Here is a 25,531-nt window from a genome sequence, read left to right as displayed (position 1 = left end):
GTAACGATGCGCCGCGCGGCCCTCGGCGGGCGTCCGCCGCGCGGGCACGTTAGCGTCGTTGCGTACGCGGGCGGATGCCCGGATGCGGGGAAGACGAAACGGAGTAATCGGGTGACGCGCAGCGTCTACGTCACGGGGGTCGGCCGTGGCGACGGCCGCCAGGTGGTCGAGCTGGGAGTGATGGAGCTGCTGACCCGGCAGGTGGACCGGGTCGGCGTCTACCGGCCGCTGGTGCACGACACGCCGGACCGCATCTTCGAGCTGCTGCGCAGCCGCTACCGGCTGGCGCAGGACCCGGCCACCGTCTTCGGGCTGGGCTACGAGGAGGCCGCCGAGCTCCAGGCCGAGCAGGGCCAGGAGGCGCTGACGGCCCGGCTGGTGGAGGGGTATCTGCGGGTCGCGGCGGACTACGACACGGTCCTGGTGCTCGGCTCGGACTTCGCGGGCACCAGCCTGCCCGCGGAGCTGGCGGTGAACGCGCGGCTGGCCAACGAGTGCGGCGCCTCGGTCATCGTGGTCATAGGGGAGCGCGCGCAGACCGCCGAGTCGGTGGCGGCCGAGGTGCGCAACGCCCATCACGCGTACACCAGCCTGGGCTGCGACGTCATCGCGATGGTCGCCAACCGGGTGGAGCCGGCCGAGGCGGACGAGACCGCGGAGCGGCTGGCGCGCTTCACGGAGGTGCCGGTCTACGTGCTCCCCGACGAGCCGGCGCTGCGGGCCCCGACGGTGGCGCAGATCGCCGAGACGCTCGGCGCGGAGGTGCTGCTCGGCGACGACGCCGGGATGGCGCGGGACGCGCTGGACTTCGTCTTCGGCGGCGCGATGCTGCCGACCTTCCTGCCGAAGCTGACGCCGGGCTGCGTCGTGGTGACCCCGGGCGACCGGGCCGACCTCATCGTGGGGGCGCTCGCAGCCCACTCGGCGGGCACCCCGCCGATCGCCGGGCTGCTGCTGACGCTGGACGAGAAGCCGGGCCCGGACATACTGAACCTCGCCGACCGGCTGGCGCCGGGCACCCCGGTGCTGGCGGTGTCCACCGGGTCCTTCACGACCGCCGCGGGCCTTTTCACCCTGGACGGCAAGCTCGGCGCGGGCACCCCGCGCAAGGCCGAGACCGCGCTCGGGCTCTTCGAGACGCATGTGGACACCGCGCAGCTGACCGACCGGCTGTCGGTGGCGCGCTCGGCGCGGGTGACGCCGATGATGTTCGAGCACGCGCTCATCGAACGGGCCCGCGCCGACAAGCGGCGGATCGTGCTGCCCGAGGGCGCCGAGGAGCGGATCCTGCGCGCCGCGGAGGTGCTGCTGCGCCGGGGCGTGTGCGACCTGACGCTGCTGGGCGAGGAGGACGCGGTCCGCAAGAAGGCGGGCGACCTCGGCATCACGCTGGACGACCCCGGGCTCCAGATCGTGGACCCGCAGACCTCGCCGCTGCGGGATCGTTTCGCCGCCCTGTACGCGAAGCTGCGCGCGCACCGCGGGGTGACGTACGAGCTGGCCTACGACGTCGTCGCGGACGTCTCCTACTTCGGCACCCTGATGGTGCAGGAGGGGCTGGCCGACGGCATGGTGTCGGGCGCGGTGCACTCGACCGCCGCGACCATCCGCCCGGCCTTCGAGATCATCAAGACCCGGCCGGGAGCCGCCATCGTCTCGTCGGTCTTCTTCATGTGCCTGGCCGACAAGGTCCTGGTCTACGGCGACTGCGCGGTCAACCCCGACCCGGACGCCGAGCAGCTCGCCGACATCGCGATCCAGGCCTCGGCGACCGCGGCCCGCTTCGGCGTGGAGCCGCGGATCGCGATGCTGTCGTACTCGACGGGCACCTCCGGCACCGGCGCGGACGTCGACAAGGTCCGCACCGCCACCGCGCTGGTGCGCGAGCACCGCCCGGAGCTGCTGGTGGAGGGCCCGATCCAGTACGACGCGGCGGTCGCCCCGTCGGTCGCGGCCACCAAGATGCCCGGCTCGGCCGTCGCCGGGCAGGCCACGGTGCTGGTCTTCCCCGACCTGAACACCGGCAACAACACCTACAAGGCCGTGCAGCGCTCGGCGGGCGCGGTCGCGGTCGGCCCGGTCCTGCAGGGCCTGCGCAAGCCCGTCAACGACCTGTCGCGCGGCGCGCTGGTCCAGGACATCGTCAACACGGTCGCGATCACCGCGATCCAGGCACAGCAGGGGGACTCCCAGTGAGCACGGCGGCAGTGAGCACGGCGGCGCGCGGCACCCGGGTCCTGGTGCTCAACTCCGGCTCGTCGTCGGTGAAGTACCAGATCGTCGACATGGCGGACGAGCAGCGGCCGGCGTCCGGCGTGGTGGAGCGGATCGGCGAGCCCGGCGGGCCCGCCGACCACGCCGAGGCGCTGCGGACGATCGCGGACGAGCTGGGCGGGCGCGGGCTCGGCCTGGACTCGCCGGAGCTGGCGGCGGTCGGCCACCGGGTGGTGCACGGCGGCACCCGCTTCACCGAGCCCACCCTGATCACCGACGAGGTGCTGGCCGGTATCGAGGAGCTGGTGCCGCTCGCGCCGCTGCACAACCCGGCGAACATCACCGGTATCAAGGTCGCCCGCGAGCTGCGCCCCGACCTGCCCCAGGTCGCGGTCTTCGACACCGCCTTCCACGCGACGCTGCCCGAGGCCGCGGCCCGCTACGCGATCGACACCGCGACGGCCGACCGCTACGGCATCCGCCGCTACGGCTTCCACGGCACCTCGCACGCCTACGTCTCCCGTGCGACCGCCGCCCTGCTCGGCCGGGATCCGGCGGACGTCAACACCATCGTGCTGCACCTGGGCAACGGCGCCTCGGCGTCCGCGGTGCGCGGCGGGGTGTGCGTGGACACCTCGATGGGGCTGACGCCGCTGGAGGGCCTGGTGATGGGCACCCGCTCCGGCGACCTGGACCCGGCGGTGGTCTTCCACCTCCAGCGGGTCGGCGGGATGGACACCGACGCGATCGACCGGCTGCTCAACAAGCGCTCCGGGCTGCTGGGCCTGTGCGGCGACAACGACATGCGGGAGATCGGCCGCCGGATGGCGGAGGGCGACAAGGCGGCCCAGCTGGCCTTCGACGTCTACGTGCACCGGCTGCGCCGCTACGTGGGGGCCTTCACCGCTGTGCTGGGGCGGGTCGACGCGATCACGTTCACCGCCGGGGTGGGCGAGAACTCGGCGGCGGTCCGCGGGGCGGCCTTGTTCGGTCTGGACAGTCTGGGTGTCACCATGGATCCGGTACGCAACGCCGTACGCGGCCACGCGGCCCGCCTGGTGTCGGCCGATTCGTCCCGGGTGGCGGTCGCGGTGGTCCCCACCGACGAGGAGCTGGAGATCGCCCGCGATACTTACGCACTGGCGGCCGCCCCGCAGGGCGGCTGACCACCTCACTGCCACGCGAAGCCCCAGGAATATTCCGGAGCGGAACAAACCGATAGGATAGCGCCCATGCGCCGAGCCAAGATCGTCTGTACCCTGGGTCCCGCCGTCGACTCCTACGACCAGTTGAAGACACTGGTGGAGGCCGGCATGAACGTGGCCCGACTCAACTTCAGCCACGGCAGCCACGCCGAGCACGAGGGCCGTTACACCCGCGTGCGCAAGGTGGCCGAGGAGACCGGCAGGGCCGTGGGCATCCTCGCGGACCTGCAGGGCCCCAAGATCCGGCTGGCCACCTTCGCCGACGGACCCGTGGAGCTGGTCGCAGGCGACGAGTTCACCATCACCACCGAGGACGTCCCCGGTGACCGCACCATCTGCGGGACCACGTACAAGGGCCTGCCCGGCGACGTCTCGCAGGGCGACCCGATCCTCATCAACGACGGCAACGTCGCGCTGCGCGTCATCGAGGTCGACGGCCCGCGGGTGCGCGCGCTCGTCGTCGAGGGCGGCGTCATCTCCGACCACAAGGGCATCAACCTGCCCGGCGCGGCGGTGAACGTCCCGGCGCTGTCCGCGAAGGACATCGAGGACCTGCGCTTCGCGCTGCGGATGGGCGTCGACATGATCGCGCTGTCCTTCGTGCGCGACGCCAAGGACGTCCGCGACGTGCACCGCGTGATGGACGAGGAGGGCCGCCGGGTCCCCGTCATCGCCAAGGTGGAGAAGCCGCAGGCGGTCAAGAACATGGAGGACGTCGTCATGGCGTTCGACGCCGTGATGGTCGCCCGCGGCGACCTCGCGGTGGAATACCCGCTGGAGCAGGTGCCGGTCGTCCAGAAGCGACTCGTCGAGCTGTGCCGGCGCAACGCCAAGCCGGTGATCGTCGCGACCCAGATGATGGAGTCGATGATCACCAACTCCCGCCCCACCCGCGCCGAGGCCTCCGACGTGGCCAACGCGATCCTGGACGGCGCGGACGCGGTCATGCTCTCCGCGGAGTCCTCGGTCGGCAAGTACCCGATCGAGACGGTCAAGACGATGGCCCGCATCGTCGAGGCCGCCGAGGAGGAGCTGCTGTGCCGCGGCCTCCAGCCGCTGGCCCCCGGCAAGAAGCCCCGCACCCAGGGCGGCGCGGTCGCCCGCGCGGCCGCCGAGCTGGCCGACTTCCTGGACGCGAAGACCCTGGTCGCCTTCACCAAGTCCGGCGACACCGCCCGCCGCCTCGCCCGCTACCGCGTGCCCGAGCCGGTCGTGGCCTTCACCACCGACCCCTCGACCCGCAACCAGCTCGCCCTGACCTGGGGCGTCGAGTCCTTCGTCGTCGAGCACGCCGAGACCACGGACGACATGGTCAAGATCGTCGACCGCGAGATGCTCAAACTCACGGACTTCACCGAGGGCGACACCGTCATCATCACCGCCGGCTCCCCTCCCGGCGTCCCCGGCACCACCAACCTCGTCCGCGTCCACCACCTGGGCGCCTGACACCCCGGTACCGCACCTCGCCACGGCCCGTACCCCGGGGGGGAACTCCCCCGGGCTGCGGGCCGCCGGTGTCGGTGGACCGCGGCAACGGTGAACGTCGTGTGTACGCCCGGCCAAGAAACTGGCGTCATCGCGTCACGGAAGCGCAAAACCGGGCCCGTCGGCCCGTTGTCCATGGTCAGGCGCCCATCACCGGGCCCTAGCACGGGAGTTCGGCCGCGAACCCGGTGGCGCTTTGCTCAGGAGAGGCTCAGGAGACGCCCGGGAGAGGCTCCGGCGATCGCCACATCAGGCACAATGACGCTCGGGTACAACGGCGTTGGACGCAAAGGGAATGTACTGCGGGGGTTTTGTGCATGTCGCGTACACAGCAAAGACCACGAGTGATGGCCGACGGGACCGCGGGGCTCGTCGCGTCCCTCCAGGAGGAGATCCTCGCGGTGTACGAGGACGGCCTCCGGCTCACCGGGTTAGCGGCGGCCGCGGGCACCGGCAGCGCGGACGAGGTGTGTGCGGACGCCCGTGACATGCTCATCGCCTCCTCCTCCTGGCGCAGCCTCCCGACGACCCTGCGGCGCGTGCTCGCGGAGCGGGACGCGGCCGAGCAGGGGCGGATATCGCAGGCGGTGGCCGACGAGCGCCGGCGGATCGCCCGGGAGCTGCACGACCGGATGGGCTACTGCCTGAGCATGACGCAGCGCCAGCTGGAGCTGTACGACATCCGCCGCTCCACCGACCCGGCCGCCGCGGAGGGCCACTGGAGCGGCGCGTGGGAGGCCCTGCGGGACTCCATGCGCCATCTACGCGCGGTGACGTGCACACTGCACAGCCGGCCCGCGCTGCACAGCCTCGACGCGGCCCTGCGCGCGTACCTGCAGAGCGCCGACACCGCCGACGTGACGGTGACCGTGCACGTCAACGGCGACGAGTCGTGGGTCCCGCCCCGGGTGGTTGACGAGAGCTTCCTGGTCCTGCGGGAGGCGGCCCGCAACGCGCTCGCCCACGCGACCCCCCGCTCGCTGCGGATCTCCGTCGACATCACCCCGTACGAGCTGTGCGGCACCGTCCTCGACAACGGCCGCGGCTTCGACACGACCGGCCCTGTACGCGGAAGCTGCGGACTGGCCTCGATGACGGAGCGGGCGGACGCGCTCGGCGGGCGGCTGCTGTGCACCAGCCTGATCGAGGTCGGCACCAGAGTCCGCCTCACCGTCCCGCTGACAGGTCATGGCGTTGAGAACATCGCCTGACGCGCGGCTGCGGCTGCTGCTGGTCGACGACCACACCCTGGTCCGCGACGGCCTGCGGGAGATCCTGGTCTCCTACGACGACCTGGTGGTGGTCGGTGGCGCCGCCACCAGCGAGGACGGGGTGGCCCAGGCCGGGCGGCTGCTCCCGGACATCGTGCTGCTCGACGTCGACCTGCGGGGTGCGGAGGTCACCGAGACGGTCCGCGCGATACGTGCCGTCTCGCCGGACTCGCGGATCATCATCCTCAGTATGTTCGACGAACCGCGGGTCGTACGGCGGGTGGTCGCCGCGGGGGTGCGCGGCTACCTGCTCAAGAGCGTGAGCCGGCACGAACTGGTCTCCGCCGTGCGGGGGGTGGGCCGCGACGCGGAGCGCATGGTGCTGTCGGTGTCGCGCGAGACGCTGGTGCAGATGCAGTCCGCCCCGTCCGGGCCCGCGCTGACCGACCGCGAGCTGGAGGTGCTGGAGCTGGTCGCCCTGGCGCTGAGCAACAGCCAGGTCGCGCACCGGCTGGACCTCACCGAGGCGACCGTCAAGCGGCATCTGCGGAACGTCTTCGCCAAGCTCGGGGCGGTCTCCAGGATCGACGCGGTGAACAGGGCGGTCGACGCGGCCCTGATCAGGCCCGCCGGCCCGCCGCGTACGCCTGTCCACGGCTGAGTCCGGCCACGGCTGACTCCCGGCCCGCCCGGGCCGCCCCCTTTCGTGGGGACGGCCCGGGCGGTACGCACCGCCGCCTACCAGCCGGTGCCCGTGAGCACCCGCTCGGGCCCGGAGAAGTCCGGGCCCGAGTAGCGGAACAGCTCGCCCGTGGCCGCCTTGGTGGCGAGGATCTCGGGGGCGCCGTCGCCGTCGAGGTCGCCTACCGCGGTGATGTTCGCCATCGAGTCCCACCCGGTGCCGACCTGCACCGCGTCAGCGCTGCGGTAGGCGGGGCCGGACAGCCGGAGCAGGTCGCCGCCGGCGTCGACCGCGAGCAGGTCGGGCACGCCGTCGCGGGTCACGTCGCCGGCTCCGGCCAGCTGGCCGTAGGTGCCCCAGCCGGTGCCGACCAGGGTCCGGGAGGGGCCGCTGTAGTCGGGGGCGGTGTACCGGTAGGCGTCACCGGTCGCCAGGGCGACCGCCACGATGTTCTGCGAGCCGTTCCCGTCCGGGTCGTCCACCGCGCTGATGCCGGCCATGCCGTTCCAGCCGGTGCCGATCTGCACCCGGGTGGCGCCGCTGAAATCGGGGCCCGAGTAGCGGAAGAGGACGCCGTCGCCCTTGACGGCGAGCAGGTCGGACACCCCGTCACCGGTGACGTCGCCGATGCCGACGATCCGGTCGAAGGTGTTCCAGCCCGTGCCGATCTGCACCCGGGTGGCGCCGCTGTAGTCGGGGCCCGAGTAGCGGTAGAGGTTGCCGGTGGCGCGGGCGATCGCGACGATGTCGCCGGCCGTGCCCTTCGCCGGGTCCCCCACCGCCGCCGCGCCCGACATGCCGGCGAACGACACGGCGCCGCGGTAGAGCTGGTGGTCGGAGACCGACGCGTCGCGGGGCAGGACGTCTCCCCGCGCGGCCCTGAAGTACCGCTCGCTGAACATCAGGTAGTCCAGCTTGTAGGCCGCGGTGCCGGTGAAGCTGGTCTCGCCCGACCGGCAGTACGTACGCGCCGCCGGATCGCACACCCGCTGGTCGAAGTGGTCCTTGTCGGTCTCGTCGGCCTCGACGAAGCGGCCGTGCCCGCCGTCCGCGACGCTGCGGCTGTAGAAGTCGCCCATCGAGGTCTTGCGGGGCGCGGCGTTGAAGTCGCCGCCGAGGATGACCGGGGTGCCGGCGTCCTCCCACGCGGCGGCCTGGGCGGCGAGCTTCGCCGACTCCGCCTGGTTGAGGGTCTCGTCCTTCCAGTACAGGTGGACCGAGCACGCCCAGGTCTCCCGGTGCTGGAGGGTGGTGCGCACGCACGGGACGAGGATCTTCTCGACCTCGCCGCCGACGGTCAGCGACAGCGTGGTCGACTGCAGGACGGGCCCCTTGACGAAGAGCGCCACGCCGTAGTCGTACTTGCTCTTGCAGGCGGTCGCGCTCTTGCCGGCCGCGATCGTCGTGGCGAACATCCCGTTGTAGCCGAGCTTCTGCACACGGCCGCGGATCGCGTCGTACTGGTTCCTGCACACCTCCTGGAGGAAGACCGCGTCGGCGTTCCAGCCCGTCGCCGACATCTGCGCGACCACCGCGTTCTCCCGGTTGGCGGCGCTGTCGCCGGAGTTGCTGTTCGGGCAGGAGCTGCCGCAGATGTTGTAGGTCGCGACGTGCACGGTCTGCGCGGTGGTGACCGGCAGGGAGTCCGCCCGCGCGGGGGCCGGCAGCGCGAGGAGCGTCATCAGCAGCAGGAGCGGGCCGAGCACGGCCCACCGGCGGGCGGTGCGGGCGGTGCGGGCGGTGCGGGCGGTGCGGGCGGTGCGGGCGGTGCGGGCGGTGCGGGCGGTGCGGGCGGTGCGGGCGCCTGAGGAGAACACGGGGCCTACCATCCCGTCCCCGCCTCGGTGCGGCTGCCGCCGTCGAGTTCCGGGCCCGCGTAGCGGTAGAGCGTCCCGGTACCGATCTTGACGGCGAGCAGGTCGGGAGTGGAGCTGCCGGTCAGGTCGCCGGGGCTCACCAGGCGCGTCATGGTGTTCCAGCCGTCGCCGACCTGGACCTTCTCCGGACCGCGGAAGTCCGGGCCGGCGTAGCGGTAGAGCTTGCCGTCCGTGCCGGTCGCGAGGATGTCCGGGTGGCCGTCACCGGTCTGGTCACCGACCGCGGCGAGCGTGTGGTAAGTGTTCCAGCCGGTGCCGATCTGCACACGCGTGGCGCCGCTGAAGTCCGGGCCGGCGTAGCGGTAGAGGACACCGGTCGACTTCTTGACGGCGATCAGGTCGGAGCTCTTTTCACCGGTCAGGGCGCCCACGGCCGTGATGTTGCTCATGGAATTCCAGCCGGTGCCGATCAGCGTCCGGGTGTCGCCGCTGAAATCGGGGCCCCAGTAGCGGTAGAGGTCGCCGGAGGGGGTCTGGGCGAGGAGGTCGTCGTGGCCGTCGCCGTTCAGGTCCCCGACGCCGGTGATGGTCTGGAAGGCGTTCCAGCCGGTGCCGATCTGGACCCGGGTGTCGCCGCTGTAGTCCGGGCCCGAGTAGCGGTAGAGGTTGCCGGTCGGCCGGCCGATCGCGACCAGGTCGGGCTTGCCGTCGCCGGTGACGTCGCCCACGGCCGCGGCCCGGGACATCGCCGAGGACACGCCCACGTCGAGGTAGTCCCGGTCGATGGCGATCGTGACGCCGCCGTGCGTCTCCGTCACCTGGCCCGCGTACTGGTGGATGCGCTGGTGCGCGGTCCAGTTGCCCGCGGGGACGGCGGACTCGGCGGTGTCGGCCACGCCGTTCCAGTGGCCGATGTACAGCACGTCGGGCTGGACGAAACTGCTGCCCGCCTTCGCGGCCAGGTCGGTGATGACGGAGGAGGAGCTGCCGTAGACGCCCGAACTCCAGCCCCTGGCGTGCAGTTCGGCATCCCACGCCGACACGTAGGCGAGCGCCTTGTCCCGGTAGACGGGGTCGTACAGCTCCAGGTCGTCGTAGATGACGCTGCCCGCGCTGAAGCCGAGCGCCTCCGCGTCCGCGATCGCGTCGTCGGCGGCGGCCTTGCCCTGGCTGGTGGGCGAGGAGAGCGAGTGCGCCTGCGGGCCGTCGTAGATCGGCATGAAGTGCCAGCCCGCGGCCGCCTGCTGCTGGACCCAGGAGGCCGTGAGGTTCGGCTGCTTGCAGGGTAGCGTCGGGCCGCCGATGTAGATGCCGACCGAGCCGTACGGCGAGGAGTCCTTCCACGTCTTCATCGCCGAGCTGCTGGGCGCCGAGCAGGCCTCGAAGCCCTTGCCGGTGAAGTCCGTGACCGAGGGCGGCAGGGCGGCTGCCGCCGCCGGGGCGGCCTGCGGGGCGAGGCGCGGGGCGGCGGTGGGCAGCCCGCTGCCGGCCAGGACCGTACGGACCAGCGCCGCGTCCGTACCGTAGGCGGCCGTGACGCGTACGCCGGGGGCGGTGACCGTGATCTCGTGGTCCGCCGCGGACTCGGTGCTGCCCGCGGCCGCGGACTGCGGCGCCGGCTCGACGAGCAGCGCCTCCGTCCTGCCGACCAGATGGGCCGGGCAGTCCTGGGCGGCGGCGGGCGTGCCCAGGTACAGCGCGTGCCGGTCGAAGCGCACGCAGGCGGCGGGCTGGTCCGCGAGGTCGACGACCTGCCAGTCGGCGGGTATCGCGAACCGGTAGCCCTCGTAGGACACGGTCCGGGTGGTGGCGGAGTCGGCGTGGGCGGGCGCGAGGCCGGCCGCGGCCAGCAGGGCGGCGGCCGCGGCGGCGACCGCGGTGAGGCGGCCCGAGCGGATGCCGGACCCGCTCTGGCGCAGGGGGTCCTGACCGCCGGTACGGAAGCCGGCGCGGCCCCGTCTCGCGCGGGTGGTGCGGGGGTGCGGGTGCACGGAAGTGACTCCTGTCATGAGGGAGTTGGGTGGGAGGGGCGCCGGGGACTACCAGCCGGTGCCGATGCCCGTACGGGCCGGGCCGCTGAAGTCGGGGCCGGTGTAGCGGTAGAGGACGCCGCTGACCATGTCCACGGCCAGCAGGTCGGGGGTGGCGCTGCCGGTGACGTTGCCGGGGCCGACGAGTTCGGCCATGACGTCCCAGCCGGTGCCGATCTGCTTCCGGTCCGTCCCCTTGTAGTCGGGGCCGAAGTAGCGGTAGAGCTTGCCGCTGCCGTCGACGGCGACAATGTCCGTGACACCGTCGCCGTTCTGGTCGCCGACGGCGGCGATGTCCGTCATCGCGTCCCAGCCCGTACCGATCTGCACCCGGGTGTCGCCGCTGAAGTCCGGGCCCGAGTAGCGGTAGAGGACGCCGGTCGAGCGCTTGACCGCGAGCAGGTCGGGCTTGCCGTCCTTGTCCACGTCGCCCACACCGGTGACGTTGGCCATCGACGTCCAGCCGGTGCCGATCTCCACGCGCGATTCACCGCGGTAGTCGGGGCCCGGGTAGAGGAAGAGCTTTCCGTCCGACCTGGTGGCTACGATGTCGGTGGCGCCGTCCTCGTTCAGGTCACCGACCGCGGTGATGCCGGTCATCGAGGACCAGCCGGTACCGACCTCCACCCGGGTGTCGCCGCTGAAGTCCGGGCCCGAGTAGCGGTAGAGGACGCCGGTGGACCGCTTGACGGCGAGCAGGTCGGGCTTGCCGTCCTTGTTCTGGTCGCCCACGCCCGTCAGGTTCGCCATCCGCGGCAGCGGGTACGGGTCCGCGGTGTCCGTCGCCAGGCCGGTGCCCGGGCTGCACGTCCAGGCGCCCGCGCCCTGGTCGGCGAGGATCTTCTCGGCGATGAGGATCTGCTGCTTCTTGGTCGCCTGGTAGGCGTGCGGCGCGTAGTCGGTGCCGCCGTAGTGCTGCCAGTTGTAGTTGCTGATCTGGAGGCCGCCGGTGTACTGGGTGCCGGTGTTGATGCTCCAGTTGCCGCTGCTCTCGCAGCGGGCGACCTTGTCCCAGGTGCTGACGGAGGCGGCTGACGCGGGAGCGGGGGCGGCGGCCGCGCCCAGGGTGAGGAGCGCGGCGGCGACCGCCGCGCGTATGACGTTTCGGGAACGGCGCACGTGTGTCACGGGGCTCTTCCGTGTGTGGGGAGTCGGGGGTGGGGAGTCGGGGGGATCCGCCGCGCGGGCGGGCAGGCCCCGGGGGTGGCCGCTCGGCGGACTGCCGAGCGGCCGGGCTGCCTGCCCCGCGCGGCGGAGTCGGCGGCCGGGCTCTACCAGCCCGTGCCGATCTTGGTGCGGTCGTCACCGACGAAGTCGGGCCCGTGGTAGAGGAACAGCTCGGAGGTGGAGAGCTTGACGGCGAGCAGGTCGGGCTTCCCGTCCTTGTCCACGTCGCCCGGGCTCACCAGGTTGTTCATGGAGTCCCAGCCGGTGCCGATCTGTACTCGGCTCGCGCCGCTGAAGTCGGGGCCCAGATAGCGGTAGAGCGTCCCGTCCTCCTTGGCGGCGACGAGGTCGGTGTACTTGTCGCCGTTGAAGTCGCCGACCGCCGCGATGTTGGCGATGGTGTTCCAGCCGGTGCCGATCTGCAGCCGGGTGGCGCCGCTGAAGTCGGGGCCCAGATAGCGGTAGAGGGCACCGCTGGACTTCTCGACCGCGAGCAGGTCCGGGTGGCCGTCGCCGTTCAGGTCGCCCACTCCGGTGAGGTTGGTCATCGACGTCCAGCCGGTGCCGATCTGCTTCCGGTCCGTGCCCTTGTAGTCGGGCCCGTTGTAGCGGTAGAGCGTCCCGTCGTTCTTGGCGGCGACGAGCTCGGTCTGCCCGTCGCCGTTCAGGTCACCGACCGCGGTGACGGAGTCGATGGAGTTCCACCCCGTGCCGATCTCCACCCGGGTGGCACCGCTGTAGTCGGGGCCCGCGTAGCGGTACAGCTTCCCGTCCGCGACCTTGGTGGCGATGATGTCGGGGACTCCGTCATCGGTCTGGTCGCCGACTGCGACGAGGTTCGTCATGCCCGGGTCGAAGTCGTCGACGACGGACTTGTTGCGCACGGGATGGAAGTCGCCGAAACCGCTGAAGTACGGGTACGGAATCTTCCGGTGGTGGACACCACTCCCGGTGAACTCGTAACCCCAGTACGAGGTCTTGGAGGAGTCGGTCCACTTCTCGAAGAGGGCGATATGGCCGTTGTCGCCGACGGCGGGGTTGTTCAGGGCGTCGCCGGCCTTGAGTTCGCTCTTGGAGATGTCCTCGGTGACGCCGTCGGGACCGAAGGTGTTTGTCGTCAGCGACCGGCTGAGCTTCCAGGTCATCGAGACATAGCCCGAGCAGTCCTTGCGGTAGCCCTGATACGTCGCGCTCCGGCTGTAGTCCAGCCCCAGGCCGACCCAGCTCGCCGCCCGCTTGATGACCTCGGTCCTGGTGATCGCGGGCGCCAGGGCCTGCGCGGACTGCGCGACCTGCTCCTCCGGCCCCTGCCCAGGGCTCCCGTAGTCACCCACCGCGGCAGCCGACCCGCTCCCGGCCACATCCGCACTCGCGCTCGCAGGCACCGCCACGCCGACGCACAGCGCCGCTCCGAGCATCGCCAGGGCGACGCGATTTCTCCGCAGGCGAAGTTGCACCTTTTCCTCCACAAGAGACAGACCGGCCCCGCGCACGTTTCACGAGGCGCCGAAAAATGGCGCACCGATTCCGCCGCACGGGTAAATGCCGGATCCAAGGACTGCTACGCGCCGCAGCCGGCGACCGCTCTCCAACGGACTGGCGCGGCGCACGTAACGTGCCATGGGAGGTCACCGGCGGACAATCGCCGATTCCCGCTTCCGTCCGTATTGCCCGGGAACAACGCACCGAAGGTCACCGGCGGATATCGAAGGGCGCCGCCCCCGGATACGACTTTCGATACCCGGACGTGCGTCCGCGGATCCGTCGGCGCCGACGCGAAGCGCCCGCCCGCCCTCGTGGAGGAGGGCGGGCGGGCGCTTCGGAGAAGGGTGGGTCAGGCGTCCTGGCCCGGGAGGACCTTCATGCCGGGGACGGTGAGGGTGCCGCCGAACTGGCCGGCCTGGATGACGGTGACGTCGGTGAAGAAGAGGACCGGGAGGGTCAGGGGGGGCGGGGCCTTCGGGGTGAAGGTGATGGGGACGACGCCGAGGAGGTTGCCGCTCAGGGACTCGGTGTACATCGTCACCGTGCCGTTGCGGAAGGTCGACGTGGAGCCCTTGGCCGCCGTCACGTGGGTCTTGGTGCCGCCGGGGCCGTCGACGATCTGGTGGAGGTCGCCGATGTCGATGCCCGTCGCGGTGAACTTCAGGACGTCCTTGACGGTGCCGCCGTAGGTCTTGACCTGCACGATGCCGTCGTACTTCAGGCCGTAGAGGGTCAGCAGCGAGCTCTTGAGGACCCAGGGGTCGTCCGGGAGCAGGGGGATGCCCTGTTCGGTCTGGGCGTCCGCGAGGGCCTTCGCGTCGTAGGTGGGGCAGGGGAAGGACTGCGGGTCGCCGGCGGTGGCCGCGGAGTCGTCGCCGGTCAGGGACTTGGCGGTCTTCGACGCGCCGTCCGTGGCGCCCTTGACCGTGTCCTTGACCGTGTCCTTGGTCTTCTGGAGCGCGCCGTCCGCCGTGGTCACGACGCCCTTGACGGTGTCCTTGACCGGATCCTCGGCGTCCTTGGCGTCCTGCGTGGTCTTCGGAGTCGCCGTGGGGGTCGCCGAGGGCTGCGTCGGGGTCGGCGTCGGGCTCGCGGTGGGCTGCGTCGCGTCGCCTATGCCGAGCAGGCCGCCGAGCAGGTCGCCGAGGCCCAGCGGATCGAGCGGGTTGACGGACTTGGTCGGGCTCGGGCTCGCGGTGGGCTGGGTCGCCGGCGCGGACGCCGCCGTGTCGGGCTTGGCGGCATCGGCGGACGGCGAGGTCTCCGGCTCGGGCGCGGAATCGTTCTTGCCCGTCGTGGCGCTCGGGCTCGTCGTCGGCTTCGGCGTCGCCTTGTCGTCCTTCTTCGCCGAACCCGCGGAGTCCTTCTTCGCCGTCCCGGACGGCGAGGGCGTCGGGGTCTCGGACTGCGTCACGCACGGGCCCGGCTTGAAGGGGCTCTTGGGCTCGTCGGCCTGCGCCAGGTGCGGGGTCAGTCCCATGCCCATGAGCACCGCGGTCGGCATCGCGGCGAGGGCCACCGCCTTGCCGGCCGGCATGTGCAGCTTCGTCAGCAGGGACTTGCGCGGGGCCGCGTGCCGCGGTCCGGACCGGGTCCGCTCGCGGCGCGCGCTCTCGGCCGGCTGAGCTTCGTCACCCAGCACGGTGCCTCCCGTTCTGCTCGGTGGTCTCTTCGTCTGCCCCCGCTCCGGCGTGCACCGGCTCGGGCGTGGTGAACGGGTCCGCGGGGAGCGCGGGGTCGGCGGGGCCGGCGAAGGGATCCGCCGCGTCGTCCACCGGCTTCGGGCCGTCGCCGGGCAGCTCTGCCTGCTCGCCCGGGTCGTCGGGCACCGGGGTGCCGGGCGCCCAGGCGACGGCCAGCGCGCCGCCGACGATGGCGAACAGGAAGCCCACGAGGGCGCCGAGGTTGGTCATCGGGATGGACACCAGGCCGAGCAGGATGCTCGCGACACCGGCGAAGATCCGCACCTCGCGCTGGAACCACATCGTCAGGCTCAGGGTGATGAGCAGCACGCCGATGATCAGCGCGCTGGCACCCGCCGTGGTGCCGACCCGGACGCCCAGCTGGCCGAAGGTCATGTTGTGGTAGGGGACGTACCCGATGGCGGCCCCACCGATGATGGTCACCACCCCCGCCCAGAACGGCCGCTCCCACCGCCAGTGCCGGAAGGCGATGCGGCCGCGGGTGAAGGCGTCGGGGGACCCTTGCGACTCGGCGCTCATGGAAAACAGCTCCCTGGAACTGGCGTTGCGTGAAGAAAGGGGTGCCGTGGGCGAGCCGCGCCCCGCGCGGCTCGCCCAGAGCGAGTCAGACCGTGCTCAGTAGCACTGGCCCCCGGAGCCCAGGTGGAGCCTGAGGCTGAGGCCCGTGAGGCGGAAGGTGCCCGCGCTGGTCGCCCACGCCGTCTGCTTGACGTCCGTCAGGTCGGCCGACTCGGCCGTCTGCGCGAACGTGGACCCGTCCGCGTTGTCACCGGCCTTGATGCCGGGACCGGGCTGGCCCTTCGCGCCCGCCGCGACACCGATGTTGATGTTGGTGAAGACCGCGTCGGCGTCGAGCTGGTCGAGGTCGATGTAGAGGTTGTGCGCCGTGACGGCGTGGTCCTTGTCCGGACCGGCCTTCAGGACGAGCGTCACGTCCACACCGATCGGCGTCGGGATGACGACCGACTGGCACAGGCCGACGATGGTGGCGTCGGTGAACGCCGAGACCGCCACCGGTGTCGGCTTGGGGTCTTCCCCCTTCTTGCCGGGCGTCACGACGTCGAGCGCGCCGTACTGCTCGAAGCCCTCGCCGTGCAGCGTCTTCGCCGTGACCTTGAACTGCTGGCCGGACACGCTGAACGACGCCGCGAGCGCGCCCTGCGCGATCGCCACGCCTATCGCCGCGGTGGCGGCCACACTCGGCACCATGACGACGGCGAACCGCCGCCATCTGGTACCGCCCCGAACGTGCGATTCCATGTTTCCTCCTTCTCGGACGTACATCTCCGGACCGGACCTTGGTCCGGGCCTGGGATGGGAGAAGTGCTACGTCCTCGGGAAGGAGAGCGCCGCGCCGGGCATGGCCGTCTGCCTCCCGGGGCCAGTCCTGCGGGAAAGCCCTGCGGAACTGCCTGGGGAGTCCGGACGGCGGTGTCCGGGACGTCGGCGATCACCCCCGAGCGACAACCACTGGCCACGCTCTCGCGCAACCTGCTGGACAGGCTCCATCCGGTTCCATCACGGCGGACGGAGACCCCCCTGTCCCGAAAGACGCGGCGGCTGCCGCGCTCTCCCGCTCGGCGGGGACCCGTGGACCCGGGCACCGGCTGGCTGCCGGGCGCTGGCTACGGACCGAGCTTGGCCGATCGTGGTCCATTCGGGGCCGCCGCACAAGGGGCTCGTTACTAGCGAGTAACGGATAAGTGTCGCGAGCCGCGCAGCAGTTCGAGGCATGCTGACGCAAGGTGACAGAAACAGGGGGGAGAAAGTCCGGCATATATGACGATCGGCCGGCAAATCAGGGTGGCGTTCTCACCCCGCGTGACGGCAACCGCCCACTGTCACGGTTTGATAAAGAGCGGTCGCCGGATCACTCATCCGCTGAGTACCGCGGCCCCGTCACAGGGCCGCGGTACGCGGGAAACACGGGCTCAGAACAGCACCCTGGCCAGCGCGGTCCGCGCGCTCACCACGCGCGGGTCGTCCGGGCCGACGACCTCGAAGAGCTCCAGCAGCCGCAGCCGTACGGCGTCGCGGTCGTCGCCCGCCGTACGGCGAACGGTGTCGACGAGCCGCCCGAAGGCGTCCTCGACATGGCCGCCCACCAGATCCAGGTCGGCGGCGGTGAGCTGGGCCTGCACATCGCCCGGCGCGTCGGCGGCGGCCTGCCGCGCGGCGCCCGCGTCCACGCCCTGGACGCGGAGGAGCAGTTCGGCCTGCGCGAGGCCGAGCTTGGCCTCGGTGTTGGCGGGCTCGTCGGCGAGCACGTTCCGGTACGCCTGCACCGCACCGCTCAGGTCACCGGCGTCCAGCGCGTCGTGCGCGGCGCCCAGCGCCAGTTCCTGCGGGGTGGCGGGGCGCGGCGGCGCGGCCTCGGCGGGCTCGGGCGCGGCGCCGGGGTCGACCTCCTCGCCGACGATGCCGAAGCGCTGCTCGGCCACCGCGACGAGCTGGTCGAGCACCTCGGTGATCTGGTCCTCCGGCGCCAGGCCCTGGAAGAGCGGCATCGCCTGCCCGGCGATCACCGCGAAGACCGCGGGCACGCCCTGCACCTGGAACTGCTGGAAGAGCAGCTGGTTGGCGTAGACGTCGGCGGTGGCCAGCACGAACCGGCCGCGGTATTCCCCGGCCAGCCGTTCCAGCACCGTGTTGAGCTGCTTGCTCTGCTCGGCCTGGTCGGCCCAGAAGCTGATGACGACCGGGACCTCGGTGGAGCGCTGCAGGACGTCGCTCTCGAAGGTCTCCTCGGTCACCTCGATGACGAGCGGGGAAGCGGGGACGGCCGCGCCGGCGGCGCCGGCCTCCTGCCGCTGCGCCCGGGCCTGCTCGGCCTTCGCCTTGGCCTCACTGGCCGCCTTCACCGCGGCGAGGTCGACCACCCCGCTCATGGACATGTTCCGTGGCTGCATGAGGCAATCCTCCCCCCTCGCGGACCCCAGTGGTGCACAGTCCCGGGATCAGGCCGGGCCACCCGCCGGTTCGCGGGGCCCCGACCACCCGGTCGTGTGGTGCCGCGCCGCCGCCCGGCGGCACGGTCGTGGTGGTACGGATCCCCATCCGTACCGGCGTAGTTGTCACCGGCGTGGTTGTCGCCACGAGCCGCGTCGTGTTTCGCTACGAGCTGTAGCGTAACTGCACCCGCGCGCACCGCGCGGCGGCGGACCCTGTGAATCAGCTCACTCGTCACGGTACTTACCGACGGGTATGGTCCGCGTATGCCTCCCACCGCCGCCGGGCCGCCACCGGCCAGACGCACCGGGCGGCCGCGGAGCGCCGGGCTCGACCGGGCGATCCTCGCGGCCACCCGCGCCGCGCTGGCCGAGGTCGGCTGGAGCCGGCTGACGCTGGGGGACGTCGCGGCGCGCGCCGGGGTGGCCAAGACGACCGTCTACCGGCGCTGGGCGGGCAAGAACGAGCTGGCCGTGGACGCGGTCGCGGCGCTCTTCGAGGAGCAGCTCGAACTGCCCGACCGCGGCAGCCTGGAGGCCGACATCCGCGGGGTGGTGCTGCGCTTCGCCGAGCTGCTGGACCGCCCGGAGACCAGGACCGCGCTGATGGCGGTGATCGGCGAGGCGGCGTACGACGACGCGCTGCGGCTGCGGATCCGCGCGGCGATCGTGGACCGGCAGAAGCACCTGGTGGTGCTGGGCCGCGAGCGCGCCCAGGCGCGCGGCGAGATCCCCGCGGACGACGGCGCCGCGGCGCCCTGGCGGGACAACCTGATCTTCGACGTGGTCGCCGGGGCCGTCGTGCACCGCGTGATGGTCTCGTCCGAGCCGGCCGACGAGGAGTGGGCGCGTCGGCTCGCCGGGCTCCTCGTCGTCGGACTCGCGGGGCTGCACACGGCCCGGGACCTCGACTGAGAGGTCCCGCACCGCCCGTACGGCGTGCGCCCCGCCCTTCCCGTACCCCCCCCGGGGCCCTCCCCCGGGCCCCCGGCCGCTCCCGATCCCCGGGCTCAGGAGAGGCTGCGCACCGGCGCCGTCTCCCCCCCGGTACGCTCGGCGGTGAAGTGGTCGAACTCCCCCGCCAGGACGCCCTTCACGAAGGCCTCCCATTTCGCGGTGGTGGTCACCGCCACCACGTCCGGCTGTTCCGTCTCCCTTATGTAGACCATCCCGTCGTCACCGACGGTCGCTTCGAGGGCCACACACGTCCTTTCCTGGAGGGCGGTCGGGTCTCGACGAATCTACCGACCACGGCCAATGTCCAGGTCAGCGCCTTGGGGGGCGGACAGAGGGACGCGTGGGGCGCTCAGAAGCGGGCGGGTTCCGCGTATGTGCCCCATTCGGCACGCAGGACGTCGCAGATCTCGCCGAGCGTCGCCTCGGCCCTGACCGCGTCCAGCATGGGCGCGATCATGTTGCCGCCGGAGCGCGCCGCGTCCAGCATCGCGTCCAGGCCGCGGCGCACCGCGGCCTCGTCGCGCGCGGTGCGGCGGCCGGCGAGCGCCCGCACCTGGTCGCGCTCGACCTCGTGGCCGACCCGCAGGATCTCCAGGTCACCGGTGACGGAGCCGGTGTGGCAGTTGACGCCGACGACCCGCTTGTCGCCCTTCTCCAGCGCGCGCTGGTACTGGAAGGCGGCCTCGGCGATCTCGCCGGTGAAGTAGCCGTCCTCGATGCCGCGCAGGATGCCGGACGTCATCGGCCCGATCGGGTGCTCGCCGCTCGGCACGGCCCGCTCGCCCAGCTCCCGGATGCGGTCGAAGACGGCCTCCGCGTCCCGCTCGATGCGGTCGGTGAGCGCCTCGACGTACCAGGAGCCGCCGAGCGGGTCGGAGACGTTGGCCACGCCCGTCTCCTCCATCAGCACCTGCTGGGTGCGCAGCGCGATCTCGGCGGCGCGCTCGCTGGGCAGCGCGAGCGTCTCGTCCAGCGCGTTGGTGTGCAGCGAGTTGGTGCCGCCGAGCACCGCGGCGAGCGCCTCCACGGCGGTGCGCACCACGTTGTTGTACGGCTGCTGGGCGGTGAGCGACACCCCGGCGGTCTGGGTGTGGAAGCGCAGCCACTGCGCCTTGTCCGAGCGCGCCCCGTACACGTCCCGCAGCCAGCGGGCCCAGATGCGGCGGGCGGCGCGGAATTTGGCGATCTCCTCGAAGAAGTCGACGTGCGCGTCGAAGAAGAAGGACAGGCCGGGCGCGAAGGTGTCGACGTCCAGGCCGCGGCTGAGGCCCAGCTCGACGTACCCGAAGCCGTCGGCGAGGGTGTAGGCCAGCTCCTGCGCGGCCGTCGCGCCCGCCTCGCGGATGTGGTAGCCGGACACCGACAGCGGCTTGTACGCCGGGATGGCCGTCGCGCAGTGCTCCATCAGGTCGCCGATGAGCCGCAGGTGCGGCTCGGGTGCGAAGAGCCACTCCTTCTGCGCGATGTACTCCTTGAAGATGTCGGTCTGGAGCGTGCCGTTGAGCACCCCCGGGTCGACGCCCTGCCGCTCGGCGGCGACCAGGTACATGCAGAAGACCGGGACGGCGGGCCCGGAGATCGTCATGGAGGTGGTGATGTCGCCCAGCGGGATGTCGCGGAAGAGCACCTCCATGTCCGCGGCGGAGTCGATCGCGACCCCGCAGTGGCCGACCTCGCCGAGCGAGCGCGCGTCGTCGGAGTCGCGGCCCATGAGCGTCGGCATGTCGAACGCGACGGAGAGCCCGCCGCCGCCGTTGGCCAGGATCTGGCGGTACCGCGCGTTGGTCTGCTCGGCGTTGCCGAACCCGGCGAACTGCCGGATCGTCCACGTCCGGCCGCGGTACCCGGTGGCGTGCAGCCCGCGGGTGAAGGGGTACTCCCCCGGCCAGCCGATGCGCTCGAAGCCCGGTACGTCGGCGCCGGGCGGCGGCCCGTACACCGGCTCGACCGGGTCACCGGAGAGCGTCGTGAAGTCGGCGTCGCGGCGCCGGCTGGAGTCGTAGCGTGCCTGCCAGCGGGTGCGGCCTGTCTCGATCTCCGAAGCGTCCATACTCCAAATTTACTAGGACGTCCTAGTAAATGTCGATGACACGCGGCTCACCAACCGGGTGAGCCGCAGATTTGTCGGACCCGTCCTAGGCCTTCGCGGGCTGGACGGGCTCCGGCTCGTCCGCCTGCGCGGGCGCGACGAGCGGGGCCAGCTCGCGCGAGACGCGGCGCTCGACGAAGAACGCGGCGGTCGGCACGGTGCCGGCCAGCAGCACCCAGGCCATGCGGCCGAGCGGCCACTTCGCCTTGGAGCACAGGTCGAAGGCGAAAACGAGGTAGACGACGTAGAGCCAGCCGTGGGCGAAGCCGATCACGGTGGTGGCGGTGCCCGCGCCGCTGATGTCGAGCCCGTACTTGCCGATGACGGCGAGCGTGAGGGCGATCAGCAGGACGCCGGTCACGTAGGCCATCACCCGGTAGCGGGTCAGCACGCTGTGTTTCATGGCAACGAGCGTAACCCGGGGCTCCGCGGCCCCGAATTTCACCCCTCCTCGAAGTCTCCGGCGTGGATCCGCAGCGGCCGCAGCAGCGCGAAGATCTCCGCGCACTCCTCCGCGTCGTAGACGCCGAGGCCGAAGTCCATCGCCATCAGGTCGCGGGTCGCGGACTCGACGATCTCGCGGCCCTTGTCGGTGATCGAGGCCAGGGTGCCGCGGCCGTCGTTGGGGTTGGGCCGCTTGTCGACCAGGCCGGAGGCCACCAGCCGGTCGACGGTGTTGGTCACCGACGTGGGGTGGACCATCAGGCGCTCGCCGATCTTGGACATCGGCAGCTCGCCCGCCTTGGAGAAGGTGAGCAGCACCAGCGCCTCGTAGCGCGCGAAGGTCAGTCCGTAGGGCTTGACGACCGCGTCGACCTGGCCCAGCAGGATCTGCTGGGCGCGCATGATCGAGGTGATCGCGCCCATCGACGGGACCCCGCCCCAGCGCTGGGTCCAGTGCTCGTCGGCACGTGCGATGGGGTCGAAGGGCAGGCTCAGGGGCTTTGACACGCGCCCGAGCCTACCCGTCGGTCACATCGTGGTCACGGCCGTCTCGGCAGTCGGGCACCGCCCGCGGTGCCTCAGGCGAGGGCGCTGAGCGCGTGCCACTGGTCCGCGGAGAGATTCCACTCGCCGTAGCCGTTGCCCTTGTCGACGACGGCCCGGGTGGAGCCGGTGGACACGACGACGTCGCCGCGCACCGCGCTGTCGAAGAACCACTTGGCGTCGGCGTCGCTCAGCCCGATGCAGCCGTGGCTCTTGTTCTGCTTGCCCATGTAGCGGTCGTTCCAGGGCGCGGCGTGCACGAAGGTGCCGGAGGTGGTGATGCGGACGGCGTTGTGCACGTCCTCGTCGTAGAAGTCGGCGGAGTCCTCGCTGGTGGCGATGTTGACCGACGCCGAGGTCATCCGGACCGTGGACTGCTTGGCCATCACCACCATCGTGCCGTTCCAGGTGGGGAAGGCGGAGCTGCCGCCGGAGATCTTGAAGTTCTTGACCGTGCGGCCGTTCTCGGTGACGCGCATCGTGTGCTTGGCGAGGTCCGCGTACGAGATGCGGGCGGTGCCGACGCTGAAGGTGTCGTGGATGTCGCGGCGCAGGAAGCGCCCGTCGCCGGTGTCGATGCCGCTGAGCCGGGCGGTCAGGGTGACCTTGGTGCCGGTGGGCCAGTACGTGTCCGGACGCCAGTCGACGCGCTGGATGCCGGTGAGCGGGTCGGTGAGCCAGCCCCAGCTGCCCTTGACCGCGGGGGTGGTGGTGATGCTCAGGGCCCGCTCGACGGCGGCCTTGTCGGCCACCGGCTTGTCGAAGGCGAGCGAGAGCGGCAGGCCGACCCCGACGACGGCGTTGTTGAGCGGGGTCGCGGTCACGCCGTTGACCTTGCCCGCGGCGGTGGTGCGGAAGTCGCTCGTGGTGGTGGCCTGCTTGCCGGCCGCGTCGGTGGCGGTGACCGTGACGGTGTACGCGGTGCCGGGCGTCATGGTGCGGTCGGACGTCCAGGTGTGGCCGTCGGCGGCGAGCTTGCCGGTCACCTCGACCGGGTCGACGCCGTCCGACGCCTTGCCCTTCGGGGTGACGGTGACGGTGCCGAGGGTGTCGCCCGCGGCGGTGACGGTCACGGGGGTGCCGGGGGCGACGCTCTTGCCGGCGGCCGGGGAGACGGTGACCTTCCCGGCGGCGGAGGCGGACGCGGTGGCGGCCGGGCCGCCGTCGCCGGGGGCGGCCCCGTCGGAGGAGGTGTCGTCGCCGCCGCACGCGGCGGCGCCGAGCGCCAGGGCGAGCAGCAGGGCGGGGGCCGCGAGGGCGCCGGAGCGGCGGGAAGCGGATATGCCGAAGGTGCGGAACACGGTGATGGGTCCTTGTCAGCAGTCGTCGGTCGAGGAGTACGCGCCTTTGTCCGGGGCGGTACCGCCGGTGCCGGAGGCGTAGGCATTGCTGGTGGGTGCGCCGCCGACGGTGAAGTGGCGGTCGCCCGGGAGGCCCTTCGTGGCGGCGACGTCGGGGGACGTGGACAGGGCCAGGTCGTCGAGCGAGTCGGCGAGGCAGCCGGCGGGTCGCGGGCCGTCCGGCTCGTCGCCCGGCTTCCACGTCAGCGGGCTCTTGGGGCTGTCCACCACCAGTACGGCGACGTATTGCCCCTCGTACTGGATCCACACCGTCATGCCGGGGAATTTCTTGGAGGAGCCCATCGCGCGGTGCGCCACGAGCCGCCCCCAGACGCTGTCGTGGACGTCGACGAGGTCCATCCCGCACTTGGCGGCGATCCGCTCCCGCAGCTGCTCCGCGGCCGCGGTCGCGGAGGGCCCGTCGGGGTAGGCCAGAAGCCGCTCGTACGCGGTCCCGGTGACCATTTCCGAGACGTACTGGCCGGTCACCTCGACGACCGCGCCGTCCGGCGAGGGCGGCTCGCACTGCGAAGGGAACTCGTCGAGGCCTGCGGCGTCCGTGGCCTTCCACTGCCATTTCACCGCGTAGGGCAGCGCGTTGGCAGGCAGCAGCCGCTCGCTCAGCGCCTCGCGGGCGGGCGTCGGGCTCGCGGACGCGGTGCCGGAGGCGGTGCCGGACGCGGCGGGCGGTGCGGTGTGCGTGCCGTCCGCCTGCTCCAGCCGCGGCAGCAGCTGCCAGCCGGTGACGCCGAGGGCCAGCGCGACGGCGGTGCCCGCGGCGGTCGCGCGGCGCCGGGCGCGGCGCTTCTCGCCGCGGGAGCGGGCGGCCTGCGGGCCGGCCAGGACGACGAGCTGTTCGGCGTCGTGCGCCAGGTCGTGCAGGCGGTCGTCGAGTTCGTCAGCCATGGAGGGGCACCTCTCGGATGGGTCGCCGGTCGTGGCGCGCACGGTCGGGGTCCGCGGGCTCGGGTTCTTCCCTGAGCTTGGCGCCGAGGGCCTTGCGGCCGCGGCTCAGCCGGGTCCGCACCGCGGCGGAGGACACCCCCGTCTCCCGCGCGATCTCGTCGACCGGCAGGTCCAGCAGATGGTGCATGACGACGGCGGTGCGCTGGTCGTCGCCGAGTGTGCGCAGGGCGTCCACCAGCGCGACCCGGTCCGGCGCGAGCGCCGGCGCGTCCGCGGGCGGGCCGTGCCGGAAGTGGGCGCGCATGCGGTTGCGCGCCTTGCGCCAGGTGCTCACGGCGAGCCGGAGCGCGACGGTCCTGACCCAGGGCGTCGGGTCCCCCTCGGCCGTCAGCGCGTCCCAGCGGGTCCACGCCCGTGCGTAGGCCTCCTGGACGGCGTCCTCCGCCTCCCCGAGGTCGCCGGTCACGGCGAACACGACGGCGACCATCTTTTTGGCCGTCGCGGTGTAGAAGTCATCGAAATCCGCGGTGCGCTCCGCGGGTTGTGCGGTCATCTGTCGTGGCCCTCCCGCATCTCTCACGCGCGAGGGCGCCGCCAGGTGACACGTGAGTTTTCCCTGCGGGGTGCCGTGCCCACCGGGTTGCCACATTCTGCCCGTGCCGGGACCGTCCGTGGGTGGTGGGCTGGTCGCGACGCCCTCTGCGAGAGGCATCCCGGTGCGTGGACGCGGGCCCGGCCAACCGCAGGGCTCAGCGCGGGCGCGTGGCCCTCAGGTGGGCCGCCACCGGGGCGAGGGCGGCGTGGTAGGCCGCGAGCCCGTCCGGCGGGATGAGGTCGATGAAGTGCTCGCGCACCGAGGCGACATGCCGCGGCGCGACCTCCCGCATGGTCTCCCAGCCCTGCTCGGTGAGCACCGCGTAGAGGCCCCGCCGGTCCGACTCGCAGTTCTCCCGCCGGACGTAGCCGGCGGCCTCCATGCGCGTGATCTGGTGCGAGAGCCTGCTCTTGCTCTGCAGCGTGGACTTGGCGAGGTCGCTCATCCGCATCCGGTGGTCGTCGGCCTCGGAGAGGTTGACGAGGATCTCGTAGTCGTTGTTGGTCAGGCCGAAGGGGTGCAGGTCGCGCTCCAGCTGGTACATGAGCAGCCGGCTGACATCGAGGTGGATGCGCCAGGCGCGCTGCTCCTCCTCGCTGAGCCAGGTCGTCGCGCTGTCCGCGGTCTCCGTCGTCATGGGCGAATTCTACCGTCCGTTGAATCGCGTACGTTCACCCGGGTAGCGGTGCCGTCACCGTACGCAGCGGCAG

22 protein-coding genes are annotated in these 25,531 nt (G+C 72.0%); 6 read left to right on the top strand and 16 right to left on the bottom strand.

What is annotated here, in order from left to right; genetic code table 11:
* Positions 1–111: 111 nt before the first annotated feature.
* From pta to ACH4SL_RS13405, 5 genes are all read left to right on the top strand, one after another.
* The gene (gene pta, locus ACH4SL_RS13425; RefSeq protein ID WP_398444657.1) at positions 112–2,196 is read left to right on the top strand and encodes a phosphate acetyltransferase; all 2,085 of its coding nucleotides are present in this window, start codon (positions 112–114) and stop codon (positions 2,194–2,196) included.
* Between the two features lie 11 nt (positions 2,197–2,207).
* Positions 2,208–3,380, top strand: coding sequence for an acetate kinase (locus ACH4SL_RS13420; protein WP_398445322.1), 1,173 nt, complete (start codon positions 2,208–2,210; stop codon positions 3,378–3,380).
* 66 nt (positions 3,381–3,446) lie between these two features.
* A complete protein-coding gene (gene pyk / locus ACH4SL_RS13415; protein ID WP_398444655.1) occupies positions 3,447–4,865 on the top strand; it encodes a pyruvate kinase in 1,419 nt (472 codons plus the stop codon).
* Between the two features lie 386 nt (positions 4,866–5,251).
* Positions 5,252–6,115: a sensor histidine kinase gene (locus ACH4SL_RS13410; protein ID WP_398444653.1), complete on the top strand. Its 864-nt coding sequence runs from the start codon at positions 5,252–5,254 to the stop codon at positions 6,113–6,115.
* Positions 6,099–6,776: a response regulator gene (locus tag ACH4SL_RS13405; protein WP_398444650.1), complete on the top strand. Its 678-nt coding sequence runs from the start codon at positions 6,099–6,101 to the stop codon at positions 6,774–6,776. The genes ACH4SL_RS13410 and ACH4SL_RS13405 overlap by 17 nt, the downstream gene beginning before the upstream one ends.
* 77 nt (positions 6,777–6,853) lie before the next feature.
* Here ACH4SL_RS13405 and ACH4SL_RS13400 read toward each other — a convergent pair whose 3' ends face one another.
* The 8 genes from ACH4SL_RS13400 to ACH4SL_RS13365 all read right to left on the bottom strand — a co-directional run bounded on the left by ACH4SL_RS13400 (position 6,854) and on the right by ACH4SL_RS13365 (position 17,908).
* Positions 6,854–8,614 (bottom strand): endonuclease/exonuclease/phosphatase family protein, encoded by a 1,761-nt coding sequence (locus ACH4SL_RS13400; RefSeq protein ID WP_398444648.1) that lies wholly within the window; start codon positions 8,612–8,614, stop codon positions 6,854–6,856.
* A gap of 5 nt (positions 8,615–8,619) precedes the next feature.
* Positions 8,620–10,605, bottom strand: coding sequence for a glycoside hydrolase domain-containing protein (locus ACH4SL_RS13395; protein ID WP_398444646.1), 1,986 nt, complete (start codon positions 10,603–10,605; stop codon positions 8,620–8,622).
* Positions 10,606–10,653: 48 nt separating this feature from the next.
* Positions 10,654–11,763: a transglycosylase family protein gene (locus tag ACH4SL_RS13390; RefSeq protein ID WP_398444644.1), complete on the bottom strand. Its 1,110-nt coding sequence runs from the start codon at positions 11,761–11,763 to the stop codon at positions 10,654–10,656.
* Between the two features lie 152 nt (positions 11,764–11,915).
* Entirely contained in the window at positions 11,916–13,145 is a 1,230-nt protein-coding gene (locus tag ACH4SL_RS13385) for an FG-GAP repeat domain-containing protein (protein WP_398444642.1), read from the bottom strand.
* A 500-nt stretch (positions 13,146–13,645) separates the two neighbouring features.
* Entirely contained in the window at positions 13,646–14,938 is a 1,293-nt protein-coding gene (locus ACH4SL_RS13380; RefSeq protein ID WP_398444640.1) for a hydrogenase expression protein HypF, read from the bottom strand.
* Positions 14,928–15,518 carry a DUF6114 domain-containing protein gene (locus tag ACH4SL_RS13375; protein WP_398444638.1) on the bottom strand — a complete coding sequence of 197 codons (591 nt, stop codon included), beginning with the start codon at positions 15,516–15,518 and terminating at the stop codon, positions 14,928–14,930. Before ACH4SL_RS13375 ends, ACH4SL_RS13380 begins: the two co-directional genes overlap by 11 nt.
* Before the next feature lie 96 nt (positions 15,519–15,614).
* Positions 15,615–16,259 (bottom strand): DUF6230 family protein, encoded by a 645-nt coding sequence (locus tag ACH4SL_RS13370; RefSeq protein WP_398444636.1) that lies wholly within the window; start codon positions 16,257–16,259, stop codon positions 15,615–15,617.
* A gap of 671 nt (positions 16,260–16,930) precedes the next feature.
* Positions 16,931–17,908: a co-chaperone YbbN gene (locus ACH4SL_RS13365; RefSeq protein ID WP_398444634.1), complete on the bottom strand. Its 978-nt coding sequence runs from the start codon at positions 17,906–17,908 to the stop codon at positions 16,931–16,933.
* Between the two features lie 306 nt (positions 17,909–18,214).
* Here ACH4SL_RS13365 and ACH4SL_RS13360 point away from each other — a divergent pair, with 306 nt between their 5' ends.
* Entirely contained in the window at positions 18,215–18,862 is a 648-nt protein-coding gene (locus ACH4SL_RS13360; RefSeq protein WP_398444631.1) for a TetR/AcrR family transcriptional regulator, read from the top strand.
* Between the two features lie 95 nt (positions 18,863–18,957).
* Here ACH4SL_RS13360 and ACH4SL_RS13355 read toward each other — a convergent pair whose 3' ends face one another.
* The 8 genes from ACH4SL_RS13355 to ACH4SL_RS13320 all read right to left on the bottom strand — a co-directional run bounded on the left by ACH4SL_RS13355 (position 18,958) and on the right by ACH4SL_RS13320 (position 25,458).
* Entirely contained in the window at positions 18,958–19,149 is a 192-nt protein-coding gene (locus ACH4SL_RS13355; RefSeq protein ID WP_398444629.1) for a DUF397 domain-containing protein, read from the bottom strand.
* A gap of 104 nt (positions 19,150–19,253) precedes the next feature.
* Positions 19,254–20,954 (bottom strand): methylmalonyl-CoA mutase, encoded by a 1,701-nt coding sequence (locus tag ACH4SL_RS13350; protein ID WP_398444627.1) that lies wholly within the window; start codon positions 20,952–20,954, stop codon positions 19,254–19,256.
* 85 nt (positions 20,955–21,039) lie between these two features.
* Positions 21,040–21,396 carry a DUF3817 domain-containing protein gene (locus ACH4SL_RS13345; RefSeq protein ID WP_398444625.1) on the bottom strand — a complete coding sequence of 119 codons (357 nt, stop codon included), beginning with the start codon at positions 21,394–21,396 and terminating at the stop codon, positions 21,040–21,042.
* A gap of 38 nt (positions 21,397–21,434) precedes the next feature.
* The gene (locus tag ACH4SL_RS13340) at positions 21,435–21,944 is read right to left on the bottom strand and encodes a MarR family winged helix-turn-helix transcriptional regulator (RefSeq protein WP_398444623.1); all 510 of its coding nucleotides are present in this window, start codon (positions 21,942–21,944) and stop codon (positions 21,435–21,437) included.
* 71 nt (positions 21,945–22,015) lie between these two features.
* Positions 22,016–23,281 carry an Ig-like domain-containing protein gene (locus ACH4SL_RS13335; RefSeq protein ID WP_398444621.1) on the bottom strand — a complete coding sequence of 422 codons (1,266 nt, stop codon included), beginning with the start codon at positions 23,279–23,281 and terminating at the stop codon, positions 22,016–22,018.
* A gap of 15 nt (positions 23,282–23,296) precedes the next feature.
* Positions 23,297–24,226 (bottom strand): hypothetical protein, encoded by a 930-nt coding sequence (locus ACH4SL_RS13330; protein WP_398444619.1) that lies wholly within the window; start codon positions 24,224–24,226, stop codon positions 23,297–23,299.
* On the bottom strand, positions 24,219–24,779 hold the full coding sequence (locus ACH4SL_RS13325; RefSeq protein ID WP_398444617.1) for a SigE family RNA polymerase sigma factor: 561 nt from the start codon (positions 24,777–24,779) through the stop codon (positions 24,219–24,221). The genes ACH4SL_RS13330 and ACH4SL_RS13325 overlap by 8 nt, the downstream gene beginning before the upstream one ends.
* A gap of 196 nt (positions 24,780–24,975) precedes the next feature.
* Positions 24,976–25,458, bottom strand: coding sequence for a MarR family winged helix-turn-helix transcriptional regulator (locus ACH4SL_RS13320; protein WP_398444615.1), 483 nt, complete (start codon positions 25,456–25,458; stop codon positions 24,976–24,978).
* Positions 25,459–25,531 lie beyond the last annotated feature (73 nt).

Source organism: Streptomyces sp. NPDC021020, assembly GCF_044333285.1.
Lineage (GTDB): Bacteria > Actinomycetota > Actinomycetes > Streptomycetales > Streptomycetaceae > Actinacidiphila.
Note: the sequence above shows the minus strand (reverse complement) of the source record. Positions and strands in the feature narration are given on the sequence as shown.